This is a genomic window from Vibrio sp. J383 (genome assembly GCF_023503985.1).
Lineage (GTDB): Bacteria > Pseudomonadota > Gammaproteobacteria > Enterobacterales > Vibrionaceae > Vibrio > Vibrio splendidus.
The window spans coordinates 2,145,111-2,165,747 of sequence record NZ_CP097293.1 but is presented as its reverse complement, the minus strand read 5'-3'; the positions used below and the strand labels follow the sequence as shown (position 1 = coordinate 2,165,747).

Sequence of the window (20,637 nt, the reverse complement as noted above, 5' to 3'; positions counted from 1 at the left end):
AAATTTGGGCAGGCTTCGTTGAGTGTCGATTGGTGGTTATAGTTTTACTGGAGGTTTTAAAGCGTATGGAAAGTATTGTGTTGACGGCTGAACAGGTAGAGGCGATTGCTGAGGCTTTTGCTATCTATGGTTTTATTGGTGTTCTAGGTGCTTTGTTTTTTTATGATTTGCTGGCTTTTATTGCTTGTCGAACCATTAGTCGGTTTAGGTCATTTGTTGAAAAGCCTATTTACACTGATATTAGTGAACGCAGAGCTAGGGCTAAGGTTTCTCGTTAAGTGCGTATTATGATTTTTATGTTTGCTATCAAAACACGCACCGGTTCCTGGACTCGAGTTCTTATTTTGCTACCATAATCAAACTAGGTAATTTCTGCAGAAAGGAAAAATGATGGCAATTACAATTCGAGACACAACAGAGCATGAGAAAATGCTTTCAGACCTAAAAGACCAAACCAACACGTCTACAATGAGTAAGGCTTTAATCAAGGGCGGTTATGAGGCTTTGAAGTATCGAGAGCTTTACTTATCAGAGGTTCGCAAGAATGAGCAGCTTAGAGATAAGCTGTATCGTAATGGTAAGGCCGTTTCTGGTTATCTGGATGCCTTAGACGGTCTTAAACAAATTAGCTCTTAGTGCGTATTATGGTTTTTATGTTTGCTATCAAAACGCGCACCGGCTCCTGGACTCGATTTATTATTTTGCTATCATAATTAAACCAGGCAATTTCTGCAGAAAGGAAAAATGATGGCAATTACAATTCGAGACACAACAGAGCATGAGAAAATGCTTTCAGACCTAAAAGACCAAACCAACACGTCTACAATGAGTAAGGCACTAATCAAGGGCGGTTATGAGGCTTTGAAGTATCGAGAGCTTTACTTATCAGAGGTTCGCAAGAATGAGCAGCTTAGAGATAAGCTGTATCGTAATGGTAAGGCCGTTTCTGGTTATCTGGACGCCTTAGACGGTCTTAAACAAATTAGCTCTTAGTGCGTATTATTAGTAGAGTTATGTTGAGGGTTTGCTTTGCCTAGAACGCGGCAAGGGTGGGCGAGAGACTTACTCATTGTCGGCTGGCCGTACATGTTAGGAACGAGAATCGCTTGCTAGTGATAGCCCGTAACATAACTACGCATAATACCTGCACTAACATTTCGAGTTTGTCATTGCATGACATACCAGTATGTTAAAAAATGACATACCTCCTCTTAATTCCTAGCCGTTTTGTTTTCGTGAGCACCAAATGTTGGGAGGGGCCCGTTTCGCCGGGAGGGCCCCAACATGGCGCGGAGCGAAAACCCCCGTCTAGTATTACGGGGGTAAATTCCACGGAACTGTCAGCCTTCACCGTGTATTCGCAAGTGTAACGCGCCAGTGTTTGAGCGTAGCGAGTCTACCTTAGTTCCCTCCAGTACCATGTGGTTAAGTTTTCTAATCTCTTTTTTTATGGATCATGTCTGCTTTTGCTTCTTGTAGGTAATTCTCAAATAGATAATTTGCCACATCCGTCCACTTTACAGATTCCTTTGTTTCATAGCTGATATCTATCGCCACTCTTTCCAGTTTCATTTTGTTTTCTTCTTTAACTCTTAGCGATGTGTATTTTTGTGTCATATGCACCTCAGTTTGTGATGTTATCCATGTATTTTAGTATGCAGTTGTATTTTTTTCTCAATTGTACTTGCATACATGGGTACTTTGGGGTTAGTTTTACCAGAAATCACATGTATACATGTTCGCACAGGGTTAGGGTTTTGGGCTAGTTATGAAAAAGAAGATCTTCACAGCAGAGGAATTACAAATCGACACTGAGGCTTCGCCTTTTGTTTTTGTTGATTACCTTGCTTTTTCGTTTCCGTACTCATCACTTCGTCATGCTCACAAGTCAGATTTGTCTAATCCTTGCTGGGCACCGCTACCAAAACCAACATATCAGCGTGTTCGTTGTCCTAATCGCAAAGCAAAATTAGAGGATCTTTATCGATCTAAATGGCGTGTTGCCATGCTTGACCGTTTGGAGGTTTTTTGTCTTCACGTTCTTGGTTTGAAAATGTCACCTTGGCGCGATAAAGGTCTTAATGGTTATGAGAATTCTTGTCATTTAACGCCTAAACATTCTCGTCAACACGTTGGTTTTGTCGCTCTCGGTGGTAACCGTGACACCTGTTACATACAGCTTGAAGGAGTAGGGTGTCGCTCTCTTGTTGAACATACATCTTTGTTTCGCTTGCATTGGTGGTTACAGCTTCTTGATTGCTCGAAGCTTTCGCGTGTTGATTTAGCTGTTGATGATTTTCATGGCCTTTTTGGTCGTGACTATGCAAGGAAAGCTTATTCAGATGATGCGTTTAGAACTAGCTCTAGAGGTAGAACTCCAGCTGCTGGCGAACGTGTTTTTAAAGAGGCCAATGGTCGAGTTCTTAATGAATCGTTTGAAGTTGGTAGCCGTCAATCTAGGGTTTACTGGCGTATTTATAACAAGGCTGCTCAATTAGGTCTTGATATGTACTGGTTCCGAAATGAGGTCGAACTTAAGGATTTCCCTATTGATGTGCTGCTCGATATTAGCGGCCATTATGCAGGATTGTGTGATTTCTCGGCCTCGATAGTGGCTTCTTGCCCTGTAAAGGTGATCACAAAAAAGTCTTCAATCGCTCTCGATATCCATGGAAGAGCGAAGTGGGCGCGTCGTCAAGTTGGTCGAACTCTTGCCGATTTAGCTAAGTATTTTGATGGGGATATCGAAAAGGTTTTCGGTCTCCTCGTATCTAGTGAACATCAGGATTCAGAGTTCAGTCTTCCTGATATTCATCAAAAAATAATCAAAGAAATAACGGGCGGTTAAAAATGAAATTAGTTCTACTTGGTGCTTCGCACTCTAAAGGTATCTCGGGAAAAACTGGCAAGCCTTACGAAATTGCAGATATTTTCTACGGTAAAAAACCACGCGCTTGGTCAACTGATAAGGGTAGCTGTTCGACCTTTGGTTTTGATGTTGGTGAAGATGGTGGCTCTATGACTTTCGTTGTTTCTGATGAGATTCTGAAGCAATTCGAGTCTACCGCTTTTCCTGTTCTCGCTGAGGTTCAAACTGAGCCTAATCCAGAAAATCCAGAACAAAACTTTATTACTGGTTATACCGTTATCAAATCACTTTTTGATGATCTTCATAAGAAGTAGGTCGTCTAATGGATATTGATGAGGTGATGCGTTTGCTAGATGAAAGAATAGAGTTGCTAACAAAACGTATGAATTCGGACTCAGATAACCGTCCTGCTCATGCTGCTGCGATTAGTGCGCTTTATGACTTCAAACAAGTGCTCTCAAACTGAATCAATTCTCTCGATAAATTAAGGATTAGTTATGCCTGTATGCGCCATTCCCAATTCGGACGGTTTCTTAGCTGTCGTTCCTGAGCTTGAAGTATCTTCTTGTTCTGGTTACGTCATGTTGAGTGCTCAAGAATACGATTACTTTATGGCATATACACAAATAACTTCGTCGGAGATGGCTACTTACTTTTCAGGTGGTTTCGCACTTGTTTTTGTATTTGGCTTTCTCCAAACATATGGCATTAAAGCCGCATTAAAAGTCATTAGGCTAATTTAAGGAAAACATCATGAAATACATGAATAAAGCTCGTAAGTTCGCAGGCAAAGTTAAAACTCAAGCTGCTGTTGGTTCACTTCTTCTTATGGCATCGGCAGGTGCTCGCGCTGAAGGTGCAGATGATATCTGGGCTGCAATCGATTTGACGGGTACGACTACAAAAGTTGTTGGTGCTGGTGTTGTGATTATTGGTATTGCAATGGCGCTTAAAACTATTGGTCTTGGTAAGCGTACCGTTAACAAGATTTAGGAGCGAACATGCTATTAGTTCTGCATGACCTCCAACTCATAGTTTTTACTCTTTTGGGCGGTCTAGCAGCATTTATAGCGGCTCAAAATATGAAAGGTTAGGGGGCTTCGGCTCCCTTTTTTTATTTATTTAATTCGGAGACTAATATGAGGTCTTTGTTTTTGGTTTTATTTTTGTTCGGCTTCTCTGTCAACGTTTATTCTAACTCTCCTAGTTATGCTGTTGATGTTGGCGGTTCTTGGGCCCTTTCTTCTGATAAACCCGGTTTGTTGCCTGCTTTTGAACATAATTACTCTCTCAAGGATAATTGGACTTGGGATGATAACAAGCCTTACTTTTGTGGCGATAAGGTTTGCTGGAAGAGTCTTGAGGGTACTGTTACCGCTCGTTGGGGTGCTGCTAATGATGATTTAACCTGTGAAAACGGCAGTATTTGGGATCCCATTACTCAGTCTTGTCCACCTAATGAGAATTGTCCTGACTTGCAAGGTCAAGATGCTCCCTTTCCTCAAGGCCCCGTTCCTGATGATGGTCAATCTTTGGGTTCTTCTAGGTTATCTTGCGATATTTCAAATAAATGTGAAGTTTTGTCTGGTTATCGTGCCTCTGGTGGTTCAATGATTAAGGACTCTTTTTATACGGGTAAAGATTGTGTTGGTAATCCTGAAGATTACGCTGATTGTTCTTATTACGGCTCCTGTGATGGGGGGACGCCTCCAGAGCCTGAAGACCTCGAAGACCCTTGGGAGGGTTGCACTAAACCTTACGTAGACTCCGCTTTTGTATGCCGTGAAGATACCGATGGGGATGGTAAACCTAACCCTGATGCACCTTATGATGATAAGGCCATTTGTGATCATGATTCTAGTGGTAAGTTTTCTTGTCGTTTAGGTTCTTTTGATAAAGATAAACCTACCAACCCTGTAGAACCTACTGAGCCTGATGGTGATGTCAGTCATGGTGGGAATATTCCTGATGCCAGTGGTGAACCTGCAACATGGGAACCCGTCACGCCTCCTCCTGAAGTTACTGAGCCTGAGTTAACACCTGATTCTAATGGCGATATTGTTAAGGCTGTAACGTCTATGAATAGCAACGTTAATCAAGCTCTGAACGATTTAAATATCGACATAAACAAATCTCAAGCAAGAATACAAACCGAGCTTGATAGGTTAAATAAAAACGTCGTTAATAATTCGAACGCTACAAGGGATTTAGCTCAAACCAATATCGATATTTACAATAATACTAAGCAACTAATTCAAGGTGTTGAGGTTGCCGTCAAAACAGGAACCGCAACAACGGTCGATGCCGTTAATACTAATGGTAAAAATACAGTAAATGCCGTTAATACTGGCTTTTCTGATGTTGGCGAATCGTTAGAAAAAATTGAAGGCTCTCTTGATGCTTTGACTAAGGTTGATACTAGCTCTGCGGGTACTTCGGGTTCGTGTATCGAGACTGATACTTGTACGGGTTTTTATACGTCCGGTTATCCTGACGGGCTTTCTGGTGTTGCCAATGCGCATTTTGAATCCATCAAGACTAACGTACTCGACGGGTTTGTTAACACCTTCGGAAACCTTGATTTATCTAATGCCAAACGTCCTAGTTTTACTATTCCTGTTTTAGATTTTGGTGATTACAGCATCGAGGATTATCTCAATCTTGATTGGATATTTGGATTCGTTCGTTTTTGTCTTATTTTCACTGCCATTGCTACGGCACGTAAAAACATCTTAGGGGGCTAACATGGATTGGATAGTTGATTTATTTAATAAGCTTATTGAGTTCCTATACCGCTTGATTATTAGCTTAGTGGACATGATTAAAGATGTGTTTATCTGGGCGTTAGATGAAATATTGTCACTGTGTCAGTCACTTTTAGATTGGGTGTTCGCTTTCTTCGAACCTATGGACATATCTCAATACTTAACCGCTATTCCTAGCGAGGTTTCTTGGGTGCTTTCTGCGATTGGTCTTCCTCAAGGTCTTTCTATTATCTTAGCGTCATTGGTTGCGCGTCTTCTTCTTCAGCTGATTCCATTCACGAGGTTAGGCTCATGATTTACGGGATAGTCGGTCGTCCAGGGGGCGGCAAAAGTTATGAAGCGGTTGCGTACCAGGTTCTTCCCGCTTTAAAAGAAGGGAGAAAGGTGATCACAAATCTACCTTTGCAGATAGACCATTTTGTTGCTGTTCTTGGTGAAGAAGTTAGAGATTTGATTGTCGTTATTGATGGCAAGCTTAACGATTTTGGTTCAATGGAAAGGCCATTCAGTAAGGTGGCTGATTACAATGATGAATGGCGCAATGATAAAGGGCAGGGGCCATTATATGTCGTCGATGAGGCGCACATGACTTTGCCTAATAAGAACTTAAACACTGAGATACTCGAATGGTATTCGCTTCACCGTCATTATGGTGTTGATATCATTCTGGTGACTCAGAATTTAAGGAAGATACACCGCGATATTAAAGACATGATTGAGGTGACTTACTACTGTGCTAAGAACACCGCTTTAGGTTCGAATAGTACATACACAAGAAAAGTGCGTTCTGGTGCCAATGGTGATGTTGTTAATACGAGTATTCGTAAATACGAACAAGCCTATTTTCCTTTTTACAAAAGTCATACCGCATCTAATAGCAGTGTGACTGAAGCTATGGCCGCGGATATTGTTCCTCTTTGGAAGCGTTGGCCTGTTATCGGTTCAGTCCTATTTTTAATTGTTGGTGTCAGCATGTTGGTTTGGTCATTTTCAGATAAGGAAGAAAATGACATACCTGAGCAAGTGCAGACTGCTGAAGCGGTAGGAACGCCAGCTGTTCAAACTGTGCCTGAAGGAACGCCAGTTAAAAAAGCAAAAAACAATTCGGATTGGTTCGGGCCATTAGATGGTTTTAAGTTTTTCGTTACTGGGTATGCAAAGCAGATAGCCTATATCAGGCATCGTTCTAGCAATCGTATCGATAACGACTTGTCGTTCTATAAGATTTATATCGATGTGTACGACAAGAATCGGAAGCTGTTTAGCTTAGACCAGATAGGACTTCAAGAAATTGGTTATCAGTTTAAGGTGTTGTCTGATTGTGTCTATCAAGTTGCTTGGGAAAATTCAGAGCGCATTATCACTTGTGGTGAAGTTCCCAAAGATAACAAGCCTGATTTATTTAGCGAGGCGTTACCAATTAGCATATAACAAGCCCCGCAGGGATAAGCGAACATGATCATGTTAAGGGGTCGGTTTCGCCTGATGAGCGATAAGCAGCGAAGCGTAGCAATGATGGAGAGTAAAACGAAACCCCTTCATCTTGCTAGGCGCTCTTTAAATTTGGGCAGGCTTCGTTGAGTGTCGATTGGTGGTTATAGTTTTACTGGAGGTTTTAAAGCGTATGGAAAGTATTGTGTTGACGGCTGAACAGGTAGAGGCGATTGCTGAGGCTTTTGCTATCTATGGTTTTATTGGTGTTCTAGGTGCTTTGTTTTTTTATGATTTGCTGGCTTTTATTGCTTGTCGAACCATTAGTCGGTTTAGGTCATTTGTTGAAAAGCCTATTTACACTGATATTAGTGAACGCAGAGCTAGGGCTAAGGTTTCTCGTTAAGTGCGTATTATGATTTTTATGTTTGCTATCAAAACACGCACCGGTTCCTGGACTCGAGTTCTTATTTTGCTACCATAATCAAACTAGGTAATTTCTGCAGAAAGGAAAAATGATGGCAATTACAATTCGAGACACAACAGAGCATGAGAAAATGCTTTCAGACCTAAAAGACCAAACCAACACGTCTACAATGAGTAAGGCTTTAATCAAGGGCGGTTATGAGGCTTTGAAGTATCGAGAGCTTTACTTATCAGAGGTTCGCAAGAATGAGCAGCTTAGAGATAAGCTGTATCGTAATGGTAAGGCCGTTTCTGGTTATCTGGATGCCTTAGACGGTCTTAAACAAATTAGCTCTTAGTGCGTATTATGGTTTTTATGTTTGCTATCAAAACGCGCACCGGCTCCTGGACTCGATTTATTATTTTGCTATCATAATTAAACCAGGCAATTTCTGCAGAAAGGAAAAATGATGGCAATTACAATTCGAGACACAACAGAGCATGAGAAAATGCTTTCAGACCTAAAAGACCAAACCAACACGTCTACAATGAGTAAGGCACTAATCAAGGGCGGTTATGAGGCTTTGAAGTATCGAGAGCTTTACTTATCAGAGGTTCGCAAGAATGAGCAGCTTAGAGATAAGCTGTATCGTAATGGTAAGGCCGTTTCTGGTTATCTGGACGCCTTAGACGGTCTTAAACAAATTAGCTCTTAGTGCGTATTATTAGTAGAGTTATGTTGAGGGTTTGCTTTGCCTAGAACGCGGCAAGGGTGGGCGAGAGACTTACTCATTGTCGGCTGGCCGTACATGTTAGGAACGAGAATCGCTTGCTAGTGATAGCCCGTAACATAACTACGCATAATACCTGCACTAACATTTCGAGTTTGTCATTGCATGACATACCAGTATGTTAAAAAATGACATACCTCCTCTTAATTCCTAGCCGTTTTGTTTTCGTGAGCACCAAATGTTGGGAGGGGCCCGTTTCGCCGGGAGGGCCCCAACATGGCGCGGAGCGAAAACCCCCGTCTAGTATTACGGGGGTAAATTCCACGGAACTGTCAGCCTTCACCGTGTATTCGCAAGTGTAACGCGCCAGTGTTTGAGCGTAGCGAGTCTACCTTAGTTCCCTCCAGTACCATGTGGTTAAGTTTTCTAATCTCTTTTTTTATGGATCATGTCTGCTTTTGCTTCTTGTAGGTAATTCTCAAATAGATAATTTGCCACATCCGTCCACTTTACAGATTCCTTTGTTTCATAGCTGATATCTATCGCCACTCTTTCCAGTTTCATTTTGTTTTCTTCTTTAACTCTTAGCGATGTGTATTTTTGTGTCATATGCACCTCAGTTTGTGATGTTATCCATGTATTTTAGTATGCAGTTGTATTTTTTTCTCAATTGTACTTGCATACATGGGTACTTTGGGGTTAGTTTTACCAGAAATCACATGTATACATGTTCGCACAGGGTTAGGGTTTTGGGCTAGTTATGAAAAAGAAGATCTTCACAGCAGAGGAATTACAAATCGACACTGAGGCTTCGCCTTTTGTTTTTGTTGATTACCTTGCTTTTTCGTTTCCGTACTCATCACTTCGTCATGCTCACAAGTCAGATTTGTCTAATCCTTGCTGGGCACCGCTACCAAAACCAACATATCAGCGTGTTCGTTGTCCTAATCGCAAAGCAAAATTAGAGGATCTTTATCGATCTAAATGGCGTGTTGCCATGCTTGACCGTTTGGAGGTTTTTTGTCTTCACGTTCTTGGTTTGAAAATGTCACCTTGGCGCGATAAAGGTCTTAATGGTTATGAGAATTCTTGTCATTTAACGCCTAAACATTCTCGTCAACACGTTGGTTTTGTCGCTCTCGGTGGTAACCGTGACACCTGTTACATACAGCTTGAAGGAGTAGGGTGTCGCTCTCTTGTTGAACATACATCTTTGTTTCGCTTGCATTGGTGGTTACAGCTTCTTGATTGCTCGAAGCTTTCGCGTGTTGATTTAGCTGTTGATGATTTTCATGGCCTTTTTGGTCGTGACTATGCAAGGAAAGCTTATTCAGATGATGCGTTTAGAACTAGCTCTAGAGGTAGAACTCCAGCTGCTGGCGAACGTGTTTTTAAAGAGGCCAATGGTCGAGTTCTTAATGAATCGTTTGAAGTTGGTAGCCGTCAATCTAGGGTTTACTGGCGTATTTATAACAAGGCTGCTCAATTAGGTCTTGATATGTACTGGTTCCGAAATGAGGTCGAACTTAAGGATTTCCCTATTGATGTGCTGCTCGATATTAGCGGCCATTATGCAGGATTGTGTGATTTCTCGGCCTCGATAGTGGCTTCTTGCCCTGTAAAGGTGATCACAAAAAAGTCTTCAATCGCTCTCGATATCCATGGAAGAGCGAAGTGGGCGCGTCGTCAAGTTGGTCGAACTCTTGCCGATTTAGCTAAGTATTTTGATGGGGATATCGAAAAGGTTTTCGGTCTCCTCGTATCTAGTGAACATCAGGATTCAGAGTTCAGTCTTCCTGATATTCATCAAAAAATAATCAAAGAAATAACGGGCGGTTAAAAATGAAATTAGTTCTACTTGGTGCTTCGCACTCTAAAGGTATCTCGGGAAAAACTGGCAAGCCTTACGAAATTGCAGATATTTTCTACGGTAAAAAACCACGCGCTTGGTCAACTGATAAGGGTAGCTGTTCGACCTTTGGTTTTGATGTTGGTGAAGATGGTGGCTCTATGACTTTCGTTGTTTCTGATGAGATTCTGAAGCAATTCGAGTCTACCGCTTTTCCTGTTCTCGCTGAGGTTCAAACTGAGCCTAATCCAGAAAATCCAGAACAAAACTTTATTACTGGTTATACCGTTATCAAATCACTTTTTGATGATCTTCATAAGAAGTAGGTCGTCTAATGGATATTGATGAGGTGATGCGTTTGCTAGATGAAAGAATAGAGTTGCTAACAAAACGTATGAATTCGGACTCAGATAACCGTCCTGCTCATGCTGCTGCGATTAGTGCGCTTTATGACTTCAAACAAGTGCTCTCAAACTGAATCAATTCTCTCGATAAATTAAGGATTAGTTATGCCTGTATGCGCCATTCCCAATTCGGACGGTTTCTTAGCTGTCGTTCCTGAGCTTGAAGTATCTTCTTGTTCTGGTTACGTCATGTTGAGTGCTCAAGAATACGATTACTTTATGGCATATACACAAATAACTTCGTCGGAGATGGCTACTTACTTTTCAGGTGGTTTCGCACTTGTTTTTGTATTTGGCTTTCTCCAAACATATGGCATTAAAGCCGCATTAAAAGTCATTAGGCTAATTTAAGGAAAACATCATGAAATACATGAATAAAGCTCGTAAGTTCGCAGGCAAAGTTAAAACTCAAGCTGCTGTTGGTTCACTTCTTCTTATGGCATCGGCAGGTGCTCGCGCTGAAGGTGCAGATGATATCTGGGCTGCAATCGATTTGACGGGTACGACTACAAAAGTTGTTGGTGCTGGTGTTGTGATTATTGGTATTGCAATGGCGCTTAAAACTATTGGTCTTGGTAAGCGTACCGTTAACAAGATTTAGGAGCGAACATGCTATTAGTTCTGCATGACCTCCAACTCATAGTTTTTACTCTTTTGGGCGGTCTAGCAGCATTTATAGCGGCTCAAAATATGAAAGGTTAGGGGGCTTCGGCTCCCTTTTTTTATTTATTTAATTCGGAGACTAATATGAGGTCTTTGTTTTTGGTTTTATTTTTGTTCGGCTTCTCTGTCAACGTTTATTCTAACTCTCCTAGTTATGCTGTTGATGTTGGCGGTTCTTGGGCCCTTTCTTCTGATAAACCCGGTTTGTTGCCTGCTTTTGAACATAATTACTCTCTCAAGGATAATTGGACTTGGGATGATAACAAGCCTTACTTTTGTGGCGATAAGGTTTGCTGGAAGAGTCTTGAGGGTACTGTTACCGCTCGTTGGGGTGCTGCTAATGATGATTTAACCTGTGAAAACGGCAGTATTTGGGATCCCATTACTCAGTCTTGTCCACCTAATGAGAATTGTCCTGACTTGCAAGGTCAAGATGCTCCCTTTCCTCAAGGCCCCGTTCCTGATGATGGTCAATCTTTGGGTTCTTCTAGGTTATCTTGCGATATTTCAAATAAATGTGAAGTTTTGTCTGGTTATCGTGCCTCTGGTGGTTCAATGATTAAGGACTCTTTTTATACGGGTAAAGATTGTGTTGGTAATCCTGAAGATTACGCTGATTGTTCTTATTACGGCTCCTGTGATGGGGGGACGCCTCCAGAGCCTGAAGACCTCGAAGACCCTTGGGAGGGTTGCACTAAACCTTACGTAGACTCCGCTTTTGTATGCCGTGAAGATACCGATGGGGATGGTAAACCTAACCCTGATGCACCTTATGATGATAAGGCCATTTGTGATCATGATTCTAGTGGTAAGTTTTCTTGTCGTTTAGGTTCTTTTGATAAAGATAAACCTACCAACCCTGTAGAACCTACTGAGCCTGATGGTGATGTCAGTCATGGTGGGAATATTCCTGATGCCAGTGGTGAACCTGCAACATGGGAACCCGTCACGCCTCCTCCTGAAGTTACTGAGCCTGAGTTAACACCTGATTCTAATGGCGATATTGTTAAGGCTGTAACGTCTATGAATAGCAACGTTAATCAAGCTCTGAACGATTTAAATATCGACATAAACAAATCTCAAGCAAGAATACAAACCGAGCTTGATAGGTTAAATAAAAACGTCGTTAATAATTCGAACGCTACAAGGGATTTAGCTCAAACCAATATCGATATTTACAATAATACTAAGCAACTAATTCAAGGTGTTGAGGTTGCCGTCAAAACAGGAACCGCAACAACGGTCGATGCCGTTAATACTAATGGTAAAAATACAGTAAATGCCGTTAATACTGGCTTTTCTGATGTTGGCGAATCGTTAGAAAAAATTGAAGGCTCTCTTGATGCTTTGACTAAGGTTGATACTAGCTCTGCGGGTACTTCGGGTTCGTGTATCGAGACTGATACTTGTACGGGTTTTTATACGTCCGGTTATCCTGACGGGCTTTCTGGTGTTGCCAATGCGCATTTTGAATCCATCAAGACTAACGTACTCGACGGGTTTGTTAACACCTTCGGAAACCTTGATTTATCTAATGCCAAACGTCCTAGTTTTACTATTCCTGTTTTAGATTTTGGTGATTACAGCATCGAGGATTATCTCAATCTTGATTGGATATTTGGATTCGTTCGTTTTTGTCTTATTTTCACTGCCATTGCTACGGCACGTAAAAACATCTTAGGGGGCTAACATGGATTGGATAGTTGATTTATTTAATAAGCTTATTGAGTTCCTATACCGCTTGATTATTAGCTTAGTGGACATGATTAAAGATGTGTTTATCTGGGCGTTAGATGAAATATTGTCACTGTGTCAGTCACTTTTAGATTGGGTGTTCGCTTTCTTCGAACCTATGGACATATCTCAATACTTAACCGCTATTCCTAGCGAGGTTTCTTGGGTGCTTTCTGCGATTGGTCTTCCTCAAGGTCTTTCTATTATCTTAGCGTCATTGGTTGCGCGTCTTCTTCTTCAGCTGATTCCATTCACGAGGTTAGGCTCATGATTTACGGGATAGTCGGTCGTCCAGGGGGCGGCAAAAGTTATGAAGCGGTTGCGTACCAGGTTCTTCCCGCTTTAAAAGAAGGGAGAAAGGTGATCACAAATCTACCTTTGCAGATAGACCATTTTGTTGCTGTTCTTGGTGAAGAAGTTAGAGATTTGATTGTCGTTATTGATGGCAAGCTTAACGATTTTGGTTCAATGGAAAGGCCATTCAGTAAGGTGGCTGATTACAATGATGAATGGCGCAATGATAAAGGGCAGGGGCCATTATATGTCGTCGATGAGGCGCACATGACTTTGCCTAATAAGAACTTAAACACTGAGATACTCGAATGGTATTCGCTTCACCGTCATTATGGTGTTGATATCATTCTGGTGACTCAGAATTTAAGGAAGATACACCGCGATATTAAAGACATGATTGAGGTGACTTACTACTGTGCTAAGAACACCGCTTTAGGTTCGAATAGTACATACACAAGAAAAGTGCGTTCTGGTGCCAATGGTGATGTTGTTAATACGAGTATTCGTAAATACGAACAAGCCTATTTTCCTTTTTACAAAAGTCATACCGCATCTAATAGCAGTGTGACTGAAGCTATGGCCGCGGATATTGTTCCTCTTTGGAAGCGTTGGCCTGTTATCGGTTCAGTCCTATTTTTAATTGTTGGTGTCAGCATGTTGGTTTGGTCATTTTCAGATAAGGAAGAAAATGACATACCTGAGCAAGTGCAGACTGCTGAAGCGGTAGGAACGCCAGCTGTTCAAACTGTGCCTGAAGGAACGCCAGTTAAAAAAGCAAAAAACAATTCGGATTGGTTCGGGCCATTAGATGGTTTTAAGTTTTTCGTTACTGGGTATGCAAAGCAGATAGCCTATATCAGGCATCGTTCTAGCAATCGTATCGATAACGACTTGTCGTTCTATAAGATTTATATCGATGTGTACGACAAGAATCGGAAGCTGTTTAGCTTAGACCAGATAGGACTTCAAGAAATTGGTTATCAGTTTAAGGTGTTGTCTGATTGTGTCTATCAAGTTGCTTGGGAAAATTCAGAGCGCATTATCACTTGTGGTGAAGTTCCCAAAGATAACAAGCCTGATTTATTTAGCGAGGCGTTACCAATTAGCATATAACAAGCCCCGCAGGGATAAGCGAACATGATCATGTTAAGGGGTCGGTTTCGCCTGATGAGCGATAAGCAGCGAAGCGTAGCAATGATGGAGAGTAAAACGAAACCCCTTCATCTTGCTAGGCGCTCTTTAAATTTGGGCAGGCTTCGTTGAGTGTCGATTGGTGGTTATAGTTTTACTGGAGGTTTTAAAGCGTATGGAAAGTATTGTGTTGACGGCTGAACAGGTAGAGGCGATTGCTGAGGCTTTTGCTATCTATGGTTTTATTGGTGTTCTAGGTGCTTTGTTTTTTTATGATTTGCTGGCTTTTATTGCTTGTCGAACCATTAGTCGGTTTAGGTCATTTGTTGAAAAGCCTATTTACACTGATATTAGTGAACGCAGAGCTAGGGCTAAGGTTTCTCGTTAAGTGCGTATTATGATTTTTATGTTTGCTATCAAAACACGCACCGGTTCCTGGACTCGAGTTCTTATTTTGCTACCATAATCAAACTAGGTAATTTCTGCAGAAAGGAAAAATGATGGCAATTACAATTCGAGACACAACAGAGCATGAGAAAATGCTTTCAGACCTAAAAGACCAAACCAACACGTCTACAATGAGTAAGGCTTTAATCAAGGGCGGTTATGAGGCTTTGAAGTATCGAGAGCTTTACTTATCAGAGGTTCGCAAGAATGAGCAGCTTAGAGATAAGCTGTATCGTAATGGTAAGGCCGTTTCTGGTTATCTGGATGCCTTAGACGGTCTTAAACAAATTAGCTCTTAGTGCGTATTATGGTTTTTATGTTTGCTATCAAAACGCGCACCGGCTCCTGGACTCGATTTATTATTTTGCTATCATAATTAAACCAGGCAATTTCTGCAGAAAGGAAAAATGATGGCAATTACAATTCGAGACACAACAGAGCATGAGAAAATGCTTTCAGACCTAAAAGACCAAACCAACACGTCTACAATGAGTAAGGCACTAATCAAGGGCGGTTATGAGGCTTTGAAGTATCGAGAGCTTTACTTATCAGAGGTTCGCAAGAATGAGCAGCTTAGAGATAAGCTGTATCGTAATGGTAAGGCCGTTTCTGGTTATCTGGACGCCTTAGACGGTCTTAAACAAATTAGCTCTTAGTGCGTATTATGTATATTATGTTAAATTGTTTATGGCCTTTATAAGGCAGGTATCTTTGTGTGATGCCCTGCCTCTTGTTTATCTACCAAATTGGCGTTCTATTTAACAGTAAGGCTATTTACCATAAAATACCTAATAAACATATATCCTAATCTTCGATTAAGAATACGTTTATTAGATTTCAAGCATTAATCGATCAATAGCCTCTGTGATCTCTTTGGTTCTTACTGGTTTGGTAACGAAATCATTCATGCCTACATCTAAGCACGAACATTTATCTTCTAATGATGTGTGTGCTGTTAGCGCGACGATTGGCGTTTTGATGTTCGCGTCTCTCATGTATTTAGTTGTCGTCAAGCCATCCATTACTGGCATCGACACATCCATCAAGATAATGTCTATCGAGTCGTTTCCTCTTTCAACAAAGCCAATTGCTTCTTCACCGTTACTTGCGATGAAAACTTCGTGGCCTTGTCGCGTTAGAATCAATTTAATCACCATTTGATTTGTAGGATTGTCTTCGACAACTAAAACTGAATAGCGGCTTCTGAGTTCTCTTGAAGATTTGTCCTCTTCACAGTGAGCTAGATTGTTCGTGACTCTGGTAAGTACTGGTAACTGTACTTCGAATTTAGAGCCTTTTCCTGGTTCACTCTCTACAGATATGCGTCCTCGCATTAGTTCTACCAGTCGCTTGGTTATTGCCAGGCCTAAACCGGTGCCACCAAATCTGCGTGTGATTGTACTATCAGCTTGCACGAATGGGCTGAATAGCGACGAAAGTTGTTGTGGGCTGATGCCAATCCCGGTGTCTTCTACTGTTATATAGAATGAGCTCTGCAGGTATTTGATAGAAACATGAACATGCCCGCGTTCAGTAAACTTAATCGCGTTACCGATCAAATTAAATAGGATTTGTGCCAAGCGACTTGGGTCGATGTAATGAAGTTCACCTTCAGGGATATCGCTGGTTACCGTTAGCGCCAACCCTTTATCGTCTGCTGTCTTCTTTTGTTCAGACAATACAAACGTTACAGTGTCTCTTACGTTGCTCCATTGAGGCGCAAGCGAAAAACATCCTGACTCGATCTTAGAAAAGTCCAATACATCACTGATAATTGCCAGTAGAAGCTCAGATGATGTGCTCATATTAAGCAGTATAGACTGTTGTTCGTCGTTCAGAGGTGTGGATTTTAGGGCGTCTATCAAGCCAATGATGGCATTTAGCGGTGTTCTTAATTCATGACTCATCATTGCGAGGAATTCAGACTTGGCCTTGTTGGCTCTTTCTGCGTCTTTTCTTGCTGTGACAAGCTCTGCTGTACGCTCTCGAACGGTTGCTTCAAGCTTTTCTTTGTTTTCAATATCGAAAACAGCACGCTCAATCAGTGGTCTAAATCGGTTTAGGGTTGCTTTGGTTTCAACACTAAAGTGCTTGGTATTGGAGTGGATAAAGATGATGACGGATTGTGTTAGTCCGCTATCGATACCAGTAATTAGAACAGAGTTTATTTGATCAAGGATAATAGGATGTAAGGAATTGAATTCACCCAGAGACTTGGGTTCAAAAAGGATAGCGCATTCTCCATTGATCACTCGAGATAGCTTGCCACAATCACTCCAATTCATTTGTTCGAAGACTTTGTTATTGGTTAGTAGGCTTTTGAAATTGCCTTCGTTCCCTACCCTAGATATTACGATAAAGTCATCAAACTTAATGTATTTTTTGAGCACAAATTCAAGACTATAAAATATCTCAGATATGTTACTTGCCTTACTGATCGCAGAGATGGTTGATAAGATCACCCTGTTCTCTTCAGCCAGTTTTCGCTCACGGGCTTTTAGTTTTTGCAGTTCAATACGTGCTTCTTGCAGCGCTTCTTGACCTTCAGAGCCCATTATTTTTTCAACCTATAAAACGTTGCAGACGATACCATTAAATTTCCGTGCGCACTCTCACCGCCAGATAACCTTCCTTGTTCACCAAAGGTGAATGGGCATATGTATGGGAGTCCGTTAAGTGCTTGATTTATTTGATCGCATACTTCGTCCATATCTTGCTTAAGGTTCAACATTGGACCTGCACAGAAGATGTTGATCGCACCTAGCTTCTCTTCTAAATCCATGTCGTTGTAGTAAGAAGAGTGAATAATATTAGCGGCACGGCTTATCAATTGCTGTTTAGAGCCCTGCATCAAATAAATGGTGTCGCCTTCACTGATATCTGTGAATAGCTCGATTCCATTGCACTCTGTTTCTCTGATTGAGTGGGACAATTTGAAATATGGGTAGTCGTATGAAGAGCCAACTTTTCGCCCTAGCGGATACACGGACGACTTTTCGAATATATAGCCATCATCACTACCACCTAGATGGAAATTGGTCCATTCGTTATAAACGGTGACGGCTGGTCTATGGTCAATCTCCAACAATATTCGGTTTCTTACTTTAGTCACGGTCCCAGAATAGCGAGTGGGCGTATGGCCTGCACTAAAAGACGAATAGATGGACTGAGAAGCAAATACCACAGTTAAAGATACGCCATTGATAGAGAGTGACTCTTCGGTAAAGATACTCCAGTTTCCAGAAACCTGATTGTCCGCCGCGCTGCCACCAATAACAGGTACCTCAGTACCAAACTTCTTATCGATAGCCGCCATGACCTTCTCTTCATTGCCAGGAGTGGAATGCAGTAAGATAAGATCAGGGATTTCACCTTCTCGGTTGGCGTTCTTAAGTGCTTTATCGATGGCGCTGAAGGTGCTTTGGTTTATGGAGTCGCTAAAGTGCTCGATACCCGTACCATAGGCGTTGATCCCGGAGTCATAGATGATGAGTACGCCTATCACTGGGCCGGAGTGGAACCCAGTTTCGGTCATAATGCCGTGACAAGTGGTGCAGCCATGTATTGGGGTGTTAGGGAGAGCATCTACGAAATATCTCTGCACAGCGAGTGTTGAGTACTCTTCTGTGCAGTAGCAAATAAGACAGGCAATATCGTCAGGGTTTTCTACCCCATTGAGCAACTCATCTACTGCGATTTTGTCGTCTAGGGAATAAGAGACTTTTGATAGAAATTTCATAGATTCCGGGAAACTTTATTAATGTCCTCTTTATAACACTTTAATGCATGGTGTTTCACTGATTTGGTACATATTTCTATCAAAAGAACCGAGGTGTGACTCAGTTTTACCTCTATTACTCTTTAGAAAGGTTTACGGAAAACGTGCTTATCTGTTGTGGAAATGTAACTGTTATTGAGGAGGTCTTATCATTAGTTTGTAACAGCCAATTCGAAGGCCCTTTTTCTTCTAGAATTCCGCTCTCATTGTAGCTAATGATAAATTTGCCAGTTTTAGATGTTTCGATTGAATACCCTGAACTATCGCCCGAAATTAAAACATTATGATTATCAATACCAAATTCACACGGTTTTGAAATTATACAGCTTACTGTTTCGTTATTGTCGTATGTTACTGTTCTCCAAGTAAATGCCGCTATTAAAATAACCAACATGCCGATAATTTGTACGAGCCTGCCCTTTGTTAGCTTTTGTGCCGCCATTATAATCTTTACTCCTTGTTACAAAGTTCAAAGTTTTTAAATAAAAATCCAATTCCAGACCAAGCGTAAGGTTACTACTCTGTCATTGATTTGTTAATTCAAGTATAGTGTCGCGTTGAAAATGCCACTTTTTTTCAAAATCAGCAAGTGGAAATAAAGCCCTGAATAGGCTGAATTTCCTTTTCTAATTTGGGTGGCATTACGACGTGAGTCGTGTTGGAAGTAAAGTGTAGTAAATAAGAAATTGGAAGCATGCAAATGAGCCAAGAAAAGCAGCTTGAACAAAACTACAACTATACGGTCGTCCGTCAATTTACCCTCGTTACAATTTTGTGGGGTATTGTCGGTATGGGCGTTGGTGTTTTGATTGCCGCTCAATTAGTTTGGCCACAGCTAAACTTTGATACGCCGTGGTTGACGTACAGTCGTTTACGTCCCCTGCATACTAATGCGGTTATTTTTGCGTTCGGTACAAGTGCGCTGTTTGCAACATCATATTATGTTGTGCAACGTACCTGTCAGACGCGTCTCTTTGGTGGCCCTCTCGTAGCCTTTACCTTTTGGGGTTGGCAAGCGATTATCCTGTCCGCTGCAATTACTTTACCGTTAGGTTTAACCTCTGGTAAAGAATATGCAGAACTTGAATGGCCAATCGATATTGCTATTACTCTTGTGTGGGTAGCTTACGCAGTCGTGTTCTTTGGAACCATGATTAAACGTAGGACATCGCACATTTATGTAGCAAACTGGTTCTTCGGAGCCTTCATCATCACGGTTGCCGTGTTGCACATAGTTAACAGCTTAGCTGTTCCTGTATCTGCGTTTAAATCTTACTCGATTTATGCAGGTGCAATTGATGCAATGGTGCAATGGTGGTACGGACACAATGCGGTAGGCTTCCTATTGACAGCTGGTTTCCTAGGTATGATGTATTACTTCGTTCCTAAACAAGCTGGTCGCCCTGTTTACTCTTACCGTTTGTCGATTGTTCACTTCTGGGCTCTTGTGTCACTGTATATCTGGGCTGGTCCACACCACCTACACTACACTGCACTTCCAGACTGGACTCAGTCTCTAGGTATGGTTATGTCATTGGTTCTGTTTGCTCCGTCTTGGGGTGGCATGATCAACGGTATTATGACTCTATCTGGTGCGTGGCATAAGCTTCGCTACGACCCAATCCTACGTTTCCTAATCGTTTCTCTATCATTCTACGGCATGTCGACTTTCGAAGGCCCTATGATGGCAATTAAAACGGTTAACGCACTATCTCACTACACGGACTGGACCATCGGTCACGTTCACTCTGGTGCGTTAGGTTGGGTTGCTATGGTTTCAATTGGTTCGGTTTACCACTTAGTTCCTAAACTATTTGGTCAAGAGCGTATGTACTCTGTATCTCTAATCAATGTTCACTTCTGGTTAGCAACGATTGGTACAGTTTTCTACATTGTTGCAATGTGGATCTCTGGTGTGATGCAAGGTCTGATGTGGCGTGCAGTTAACTCTGACGGTACATTGACTTACAGCTTTGTAGAATCTGTAGAAGCTTCTTACCCGTTCTACTTTGTGCGTTTCTTAGGTGGTCTTATCTTCCTATCTGGTATGTTCTTACTGGCATACAACACGTACAAAACTGTTTCTGCACCTAAAGATAGCCTTAAAGCTATCCCTCAACCGGCTTAAGGAGATTT

Annotated in this window: 31 protein-coding genes; 26 read left to right on the top strand and 5 right to left on the bottom strand. The window is 41.6% G+C overall.

Features of this window, described 5'->3' with window-relative positions; genetic code table 11:
- Positions 1 to 65: 65 nt before the first annotated feature.
- From M4S28_RS09950 to M4S28_RS09940, 3 genes are all read left to right on the top strand, one after another.
- A complete protein-coding gene (locus M4S28_RS09950) occupies positions 66 to 278 on the top strand; it encodes a hypothetical protein (protein WP_249631725.1) in 213 nt (70 codons plus the stop codon).
- A gap of 112 nt (positions 279 to 390) precedes the next feature.
- Positions 391 to 636: a hypothetical protein gene (locus tag M4S28_RS09945; protein WP_019824186.1), complete on the top strand. Its 246-nt coding sequence runs from the start codon at positions 391 to 393 to the stop codon at positions 634 to 636.
- A 111-nt stretch (positions 637 to 747) separates the two neighbouring features.
- Positions 748 to 993, top strand: coding sequence for a hypothetical protein (locus M4S28_RS09940; protein ID WP_019824186.1), 246 nt, complete (start codon positions 748 to 750; stop codon positions 991 to 993).
- A 441-nt stretch (positions 994 to 1,434) separates the two neighbouring features.
- Here M4S28_RS09940 and M4S28_RS09935 read toward each other — a convergent pair whose 3' ends face one another.
- A complete protein-coding gene (locus M4S28_RS09935; RefSeq protein WP_019822664.1) occupies positions 1,435 to 1,617 on the bottom strand; it encodes a hypothetical protein in 183 nt (60 codons plus the stop codon).
- A 151-nt stretch (positions 1,618 to 1,768) separates the two neighbouring features.
- Here M4S28_RS09935 and M4S28_RS09930 point away from each other — a divergent pair, with 151 nt between their 5' ends.
- The 11 genes from M4S28_RS09930 (at position 1,769) to M4S28_RS09880 (ending at position 8,186) form a co-directional block, all read left to right on the top strand.
- Positions 1,769 to 2,848, top strand: coding sequence for a replication initiation factor domain-containing protein (locus M4S28_RS09930; RefSeq protein ID WP_192890635.1), 1,080 nt, complete (start codon positions 1,769 to 1,771; stop codon positions 2,846 to 2,848).
- 2 nt (positions 2,849 to 2,850) lie between these two features.
- On the top strand, positions 2,851 to 3,183 hold the full coding sequence (locus M4S28_RS09925) for a CTX-RstB family phage integration protein (protein ID WP_249631729.1): 333 nt from the start codon (positions 2,851 to 2,853) through the stop codon (positions 3,181 to 3,183).
- An 8-nt stretch (positions 3,184 to 3,191) separates the two neighbouring features.
- On the top strand, positions 3,192 to 3,335 hold the full coding sequence (locus tag M4S28_RS09920) for a hypothetical protein (RefSeq protein WP_249631728.1): 144 nt from the start codon (positions 3,192 to 3,194) through the stop codon (positions 3,333 to 3,335).
- 31 nt (positions 3,336 to 3,366) lie between these two features.
- Entirely contained in the window at positions 3,367 to 3,612 is a 246-nt protein-coding gene (locus tag M4S28_RS09915) for a single-stranded DNA-binding protein (RefSeq protein ID WP_102467481.1), read from the top strand.
- Positions 3,613 to 3,622: 10 nt separating this feature from the next.
- On the top strand, positions 3,623 to 3,862 hold the full coding sequence (locus tag M4S28_RS09910; RefSeq protein ID WP_102467480.1) for a phage coat protein: 240 nt from the start codon (positions 3,623 to 3,625) through the stop codon (positions 3,860 to 3,862).
- Positions 3,863 to 4,008: 146 nt separating this feature from the next.
- Positions 4,009 to 5,613, top strand: a complete 1,605-nt coding sequence (locus M4S28_RS09905; protein WP_249631727.1) for a hypothetical protein — start codon at positions 4,009 to 4,011, stop codon at positions 5,611 to 5,613.
- A 1-nt stretch (position 5,614) separates the two neighbouring features.
- Positions 5,615 to 5,929, top strand: a complete 315-nt coding sequence (locus M4S28_RS09900) for a DUF2523 family protein (RefSeq protein ID WP_102467478.1) — start codon at positions 5,615 to 5,617, stop codon at positions 5,927 to 5,929.
- Entirely contained in the window at positions 5,926 to 7,065 is a 1,140-nt protein-coding gene (locus tag M4S28_RS09895; RefSeq protein ID WP_249631726.1) for a zonular occludens toxin domain-containing protein, read from the top strand. The genes M4S28_RS09900 and M4S28_RS09895 overlap by 4 nt, the downstream gene beginning before the upstream one ends.
- Positions 7,066 to 7,258: 193 nt before the next feature.
- Positions 7,259 to 7,471 carry a hypothetical protein gene (locus M4S28_RS09890; RefSeq protein WP_249631725.1) on the top strand — a complete coding sequence of 71 codons (213 nt, stop codon included), beginning with the start codon at positions 7,259 to 7,261 and terminating at the stop codon, positions 7,469 to 7,471.
- Positions 7,472 to 7,583: 112 nt separating this feature from the next.
- Complete coding sequence (locus M4S28_RS09885) at positions 7,584 to 7,829, top strand: hypothetical protein (RefSeq protein WP_019824186.1); 246 nt, start codon at positions 7,584 to 7,586, stop codon at positions 7,827 to 7,829.
- Between the two features lie 111 nt (positions 7,830 to 7,940).
- Entirely contained in the window at positions 7,941 to 8,186 is a 246-nt protein-coding gene (locus tag M4S28_RS09880) for a hypothetical protein (protein WP_019824186.1), read from the top strand.
- Between the two features lie 441 nt (positions 8,187 to 8,627).
- Here the strand turns inward: M4S28_RS09880 and M4S28_RS09875 are convergent, their stop codons facing one another.
- Positions 8,628 to 8,810, bottom strand: coding sequence for a hypothetical protein (locus M4S28_RS09875; RefSeq protein WP_019822664.1), 183 nt, complete (start codon positions 8,808 to 8,810; stop codon positions 8,628 to 8,630).
- A 151-nt stretch (positions 8,811 to 8,961) separates the two neighbouring features.
- Between M4S28_RS09875 and M4S28_RS09870 the strand changes: the two genes are divergently transcribed.
- The 11 genes from M4S28_RS09870 (at position 8,962) to M4S28_RS09820 (ending at position 15,379) form a co-directional block, all read left to right on the top strand.
- Positions 8,962 to 10,041 carry a replication initiation factor domain-containing protein gene (locus M4S28_RS09870; protein ID WP_192890635.1) on the top strand — a complete coding sequence of 360 codons (1,080 nt, stop codon included), beginning with the start codon at positions 8,962 to 8,964 and terminating at the stop codon, positions 10,039 to 10,041.
- 2 nt (positions 10,042 to 10,043) lie between these two features.
- A complete protein-coding gene (locus M4S28_RS09865; RefSeq protein WP_249631729.1) occupies positions 10,044 to 10,376 on the top strand; it encodes a CTX-RstB family phage integration protein in 333 nt (110 codons plus the stop codon).
- Positions 10,377 to 10,384: 8 nt separating this feature from the next.
- On the top strand, positions 10,385 to 10,528 hold the full coding sequence (locus M4S28_RS09860; RefSeq protein WP_249631728.1) for a hypothetical protein: 144 nt from the start codon (positions 10,385 to 10,387) through the stop codon (positions 10,526 to 10,528).
- A 31-nt stretch (positions 10,529 to 10,559) separates the two neighbouring features.
- Positions 10,560 to 10,805: a single-stranded DNA-binding protein gene (locus M4S28_RS09855; protein WP_102467481.1), complete on the top strand. Its 246-nt coding sequence runs from the start codon at positions 10,560 to 10,562 to the stop codon at positions 10,803 to 10,805.
- A 10-nt stretch (positions 10,806 to 10,815) separates the two neighbouring features.
- Positions 10,816 to 11,055: a phage coat protein gene (locus tag M4S28_RS09850; RefSeq protein ID WP_102467480.1), complete on the top strand. Its 240-nt coding sequence runs from the start codon at positions 10,816 to 10,818 to the stop codon at positions 11,053 to 11,055.
- A gap of 146 nt (positions 11,056 to 11,201) precedes the next feature.
- The gene (locus M4S28_RS09845; RefSeq protein WP_249631727.1) at positions 11,202 to 12,806 is read left to right on the top strand and encodes a hypothetical protein; all 1,605 of its coding nucleotides are present in this window, start codon (positions 11,202 to 11,204) and stop codon (positions 12,804 to 12,806) included.
- Position 12,807: 1 nt separating this feature from the next.
- Positions 12,808 to 13,122: a DUF2523 family protein gene (locus M4S28_RS09840; RefSeq protein ID WP_102467478.1), complete on the top strand. Its 315-nt coding sequence runs from the start codon at positions 12,808 to 12,810 to the stop codon at positions 13,120 to 13,122.
- Positions 13,119 to 14,258: a zonular occludens toxin domain-containing protein gene (locus M4S28_RS09835; protein WP_249631726.1), complete on the top strand. Its 1,140-nt coding sequence runs from the start codon at positions 13,119 to 13,121 to the stop codon at positions 14,256 to 14,258. The genes M4S28_RS09840 and M4S28_RS09835 overlap by 4 nt, the downstream gene beginning before the upstream one ends.
- Positions 14,259 to 14,451: 193 nt before the next feature.
- Positions 14,452 to 14,664, top strand: coding sequence for a hypothetical protein (locus M4S28_RS09830; RefSeq protein ID WP_249631725.1), 213 nt, complete (start codon positions 14,452 to 14,454; stop codon positions 14,662 to 14,664).
- A 112-nt stretch (positions 14,665 to 14,776) separates the two neighbouring features.
- On the top strand, positions 14,777 to 15,022 hold the full coding sequence (locus tag M4S28_RS09825; RefSeq protein WP_019824186.1) for a hypothetical protein: 246 nt from the start codon (positions 14,777 to 14,779) through the stop codon (positions 15,020 to 15,022).
- 111 nt (positions 15,023 to 15,133) lie between these two features.
- On the top strand, positions 15,134 to 15,379 hold the full coding sequence (locus M4S28_RS09820; protein WP_019824186.1) for a hypothetical protein: 246 nt from the start codon (positions 15,134 to 15,136) through the stop codon (positions 15,377 to 15,379).
- A 174-nt stretch (positions 15,380 to 15,553) separates the two neighbouring features.
- Here the strand turns inward: M4S28_RS09820 and M4S28_RS09815 are convergent, their stop codons facing one another.
- From M4S28_RS09815 to M4S28_RS09805, 3 genes are all read right to left on the bottom strand, one after another.
- A complete protein-coding gene (locus M4S28_RS09815) occupies positions 15,554 to 17,278 on the bottom strand; it encodes an ATP-binding protein (RefSeq protein ID WP_249631724.1) in 1,725 nt (574 codons plus the stop codon).
- The gene (locus M4S28_RS09810) at positions 17,278 to 18,462 is read right to left on the bottom strand and encodes an FIST signal transduction protein (RefSeq protein WP_004733673.1); all 1,185 of its coding nucleotides are present in this window, start codon (positions 18,460 to 18,462) and stop codon (positions 17,278 to 17,280) included. The genes M4S28_RS09815 and M4S28_RS09810 overlap by 1 nt, the downstream gene beginning before the upstream one ends.
- Before the next feature lie 115 nt (positions 18,463 to 18,577).
- On the bottom strand, positions 18,578 to 18,943 hold the full coding sequence (locus M4S28_RS09805; RefSeq protein WP_004733675.1) for a hypothetical protein: 366 nt from the start codon (positions 18,941 to 18,943) through the stop codon (positions 18,578 to 18,580).
- Positions 18,944 to 19,201: 258 nt separating this feature from the next.
- Between M4S28_RS09805 and ccoN the strand changes: the two genes are divergently transcribed.
- Positions 19,202 to 20,629 (top strand): cytochrome-c oxidase, cbb3-type subunit I, encoded by a 1,428-nt coding sequence (gene ccoN / locus M4S28_RS09800; protein WP_032497766.1) that lies wholly within the window; start codon positions 19,202 to 19,204, stop codon positions 20,627 to 20,629.
- Positions 20,630 to 20,637: the final 8 nt, after the last annotated feature.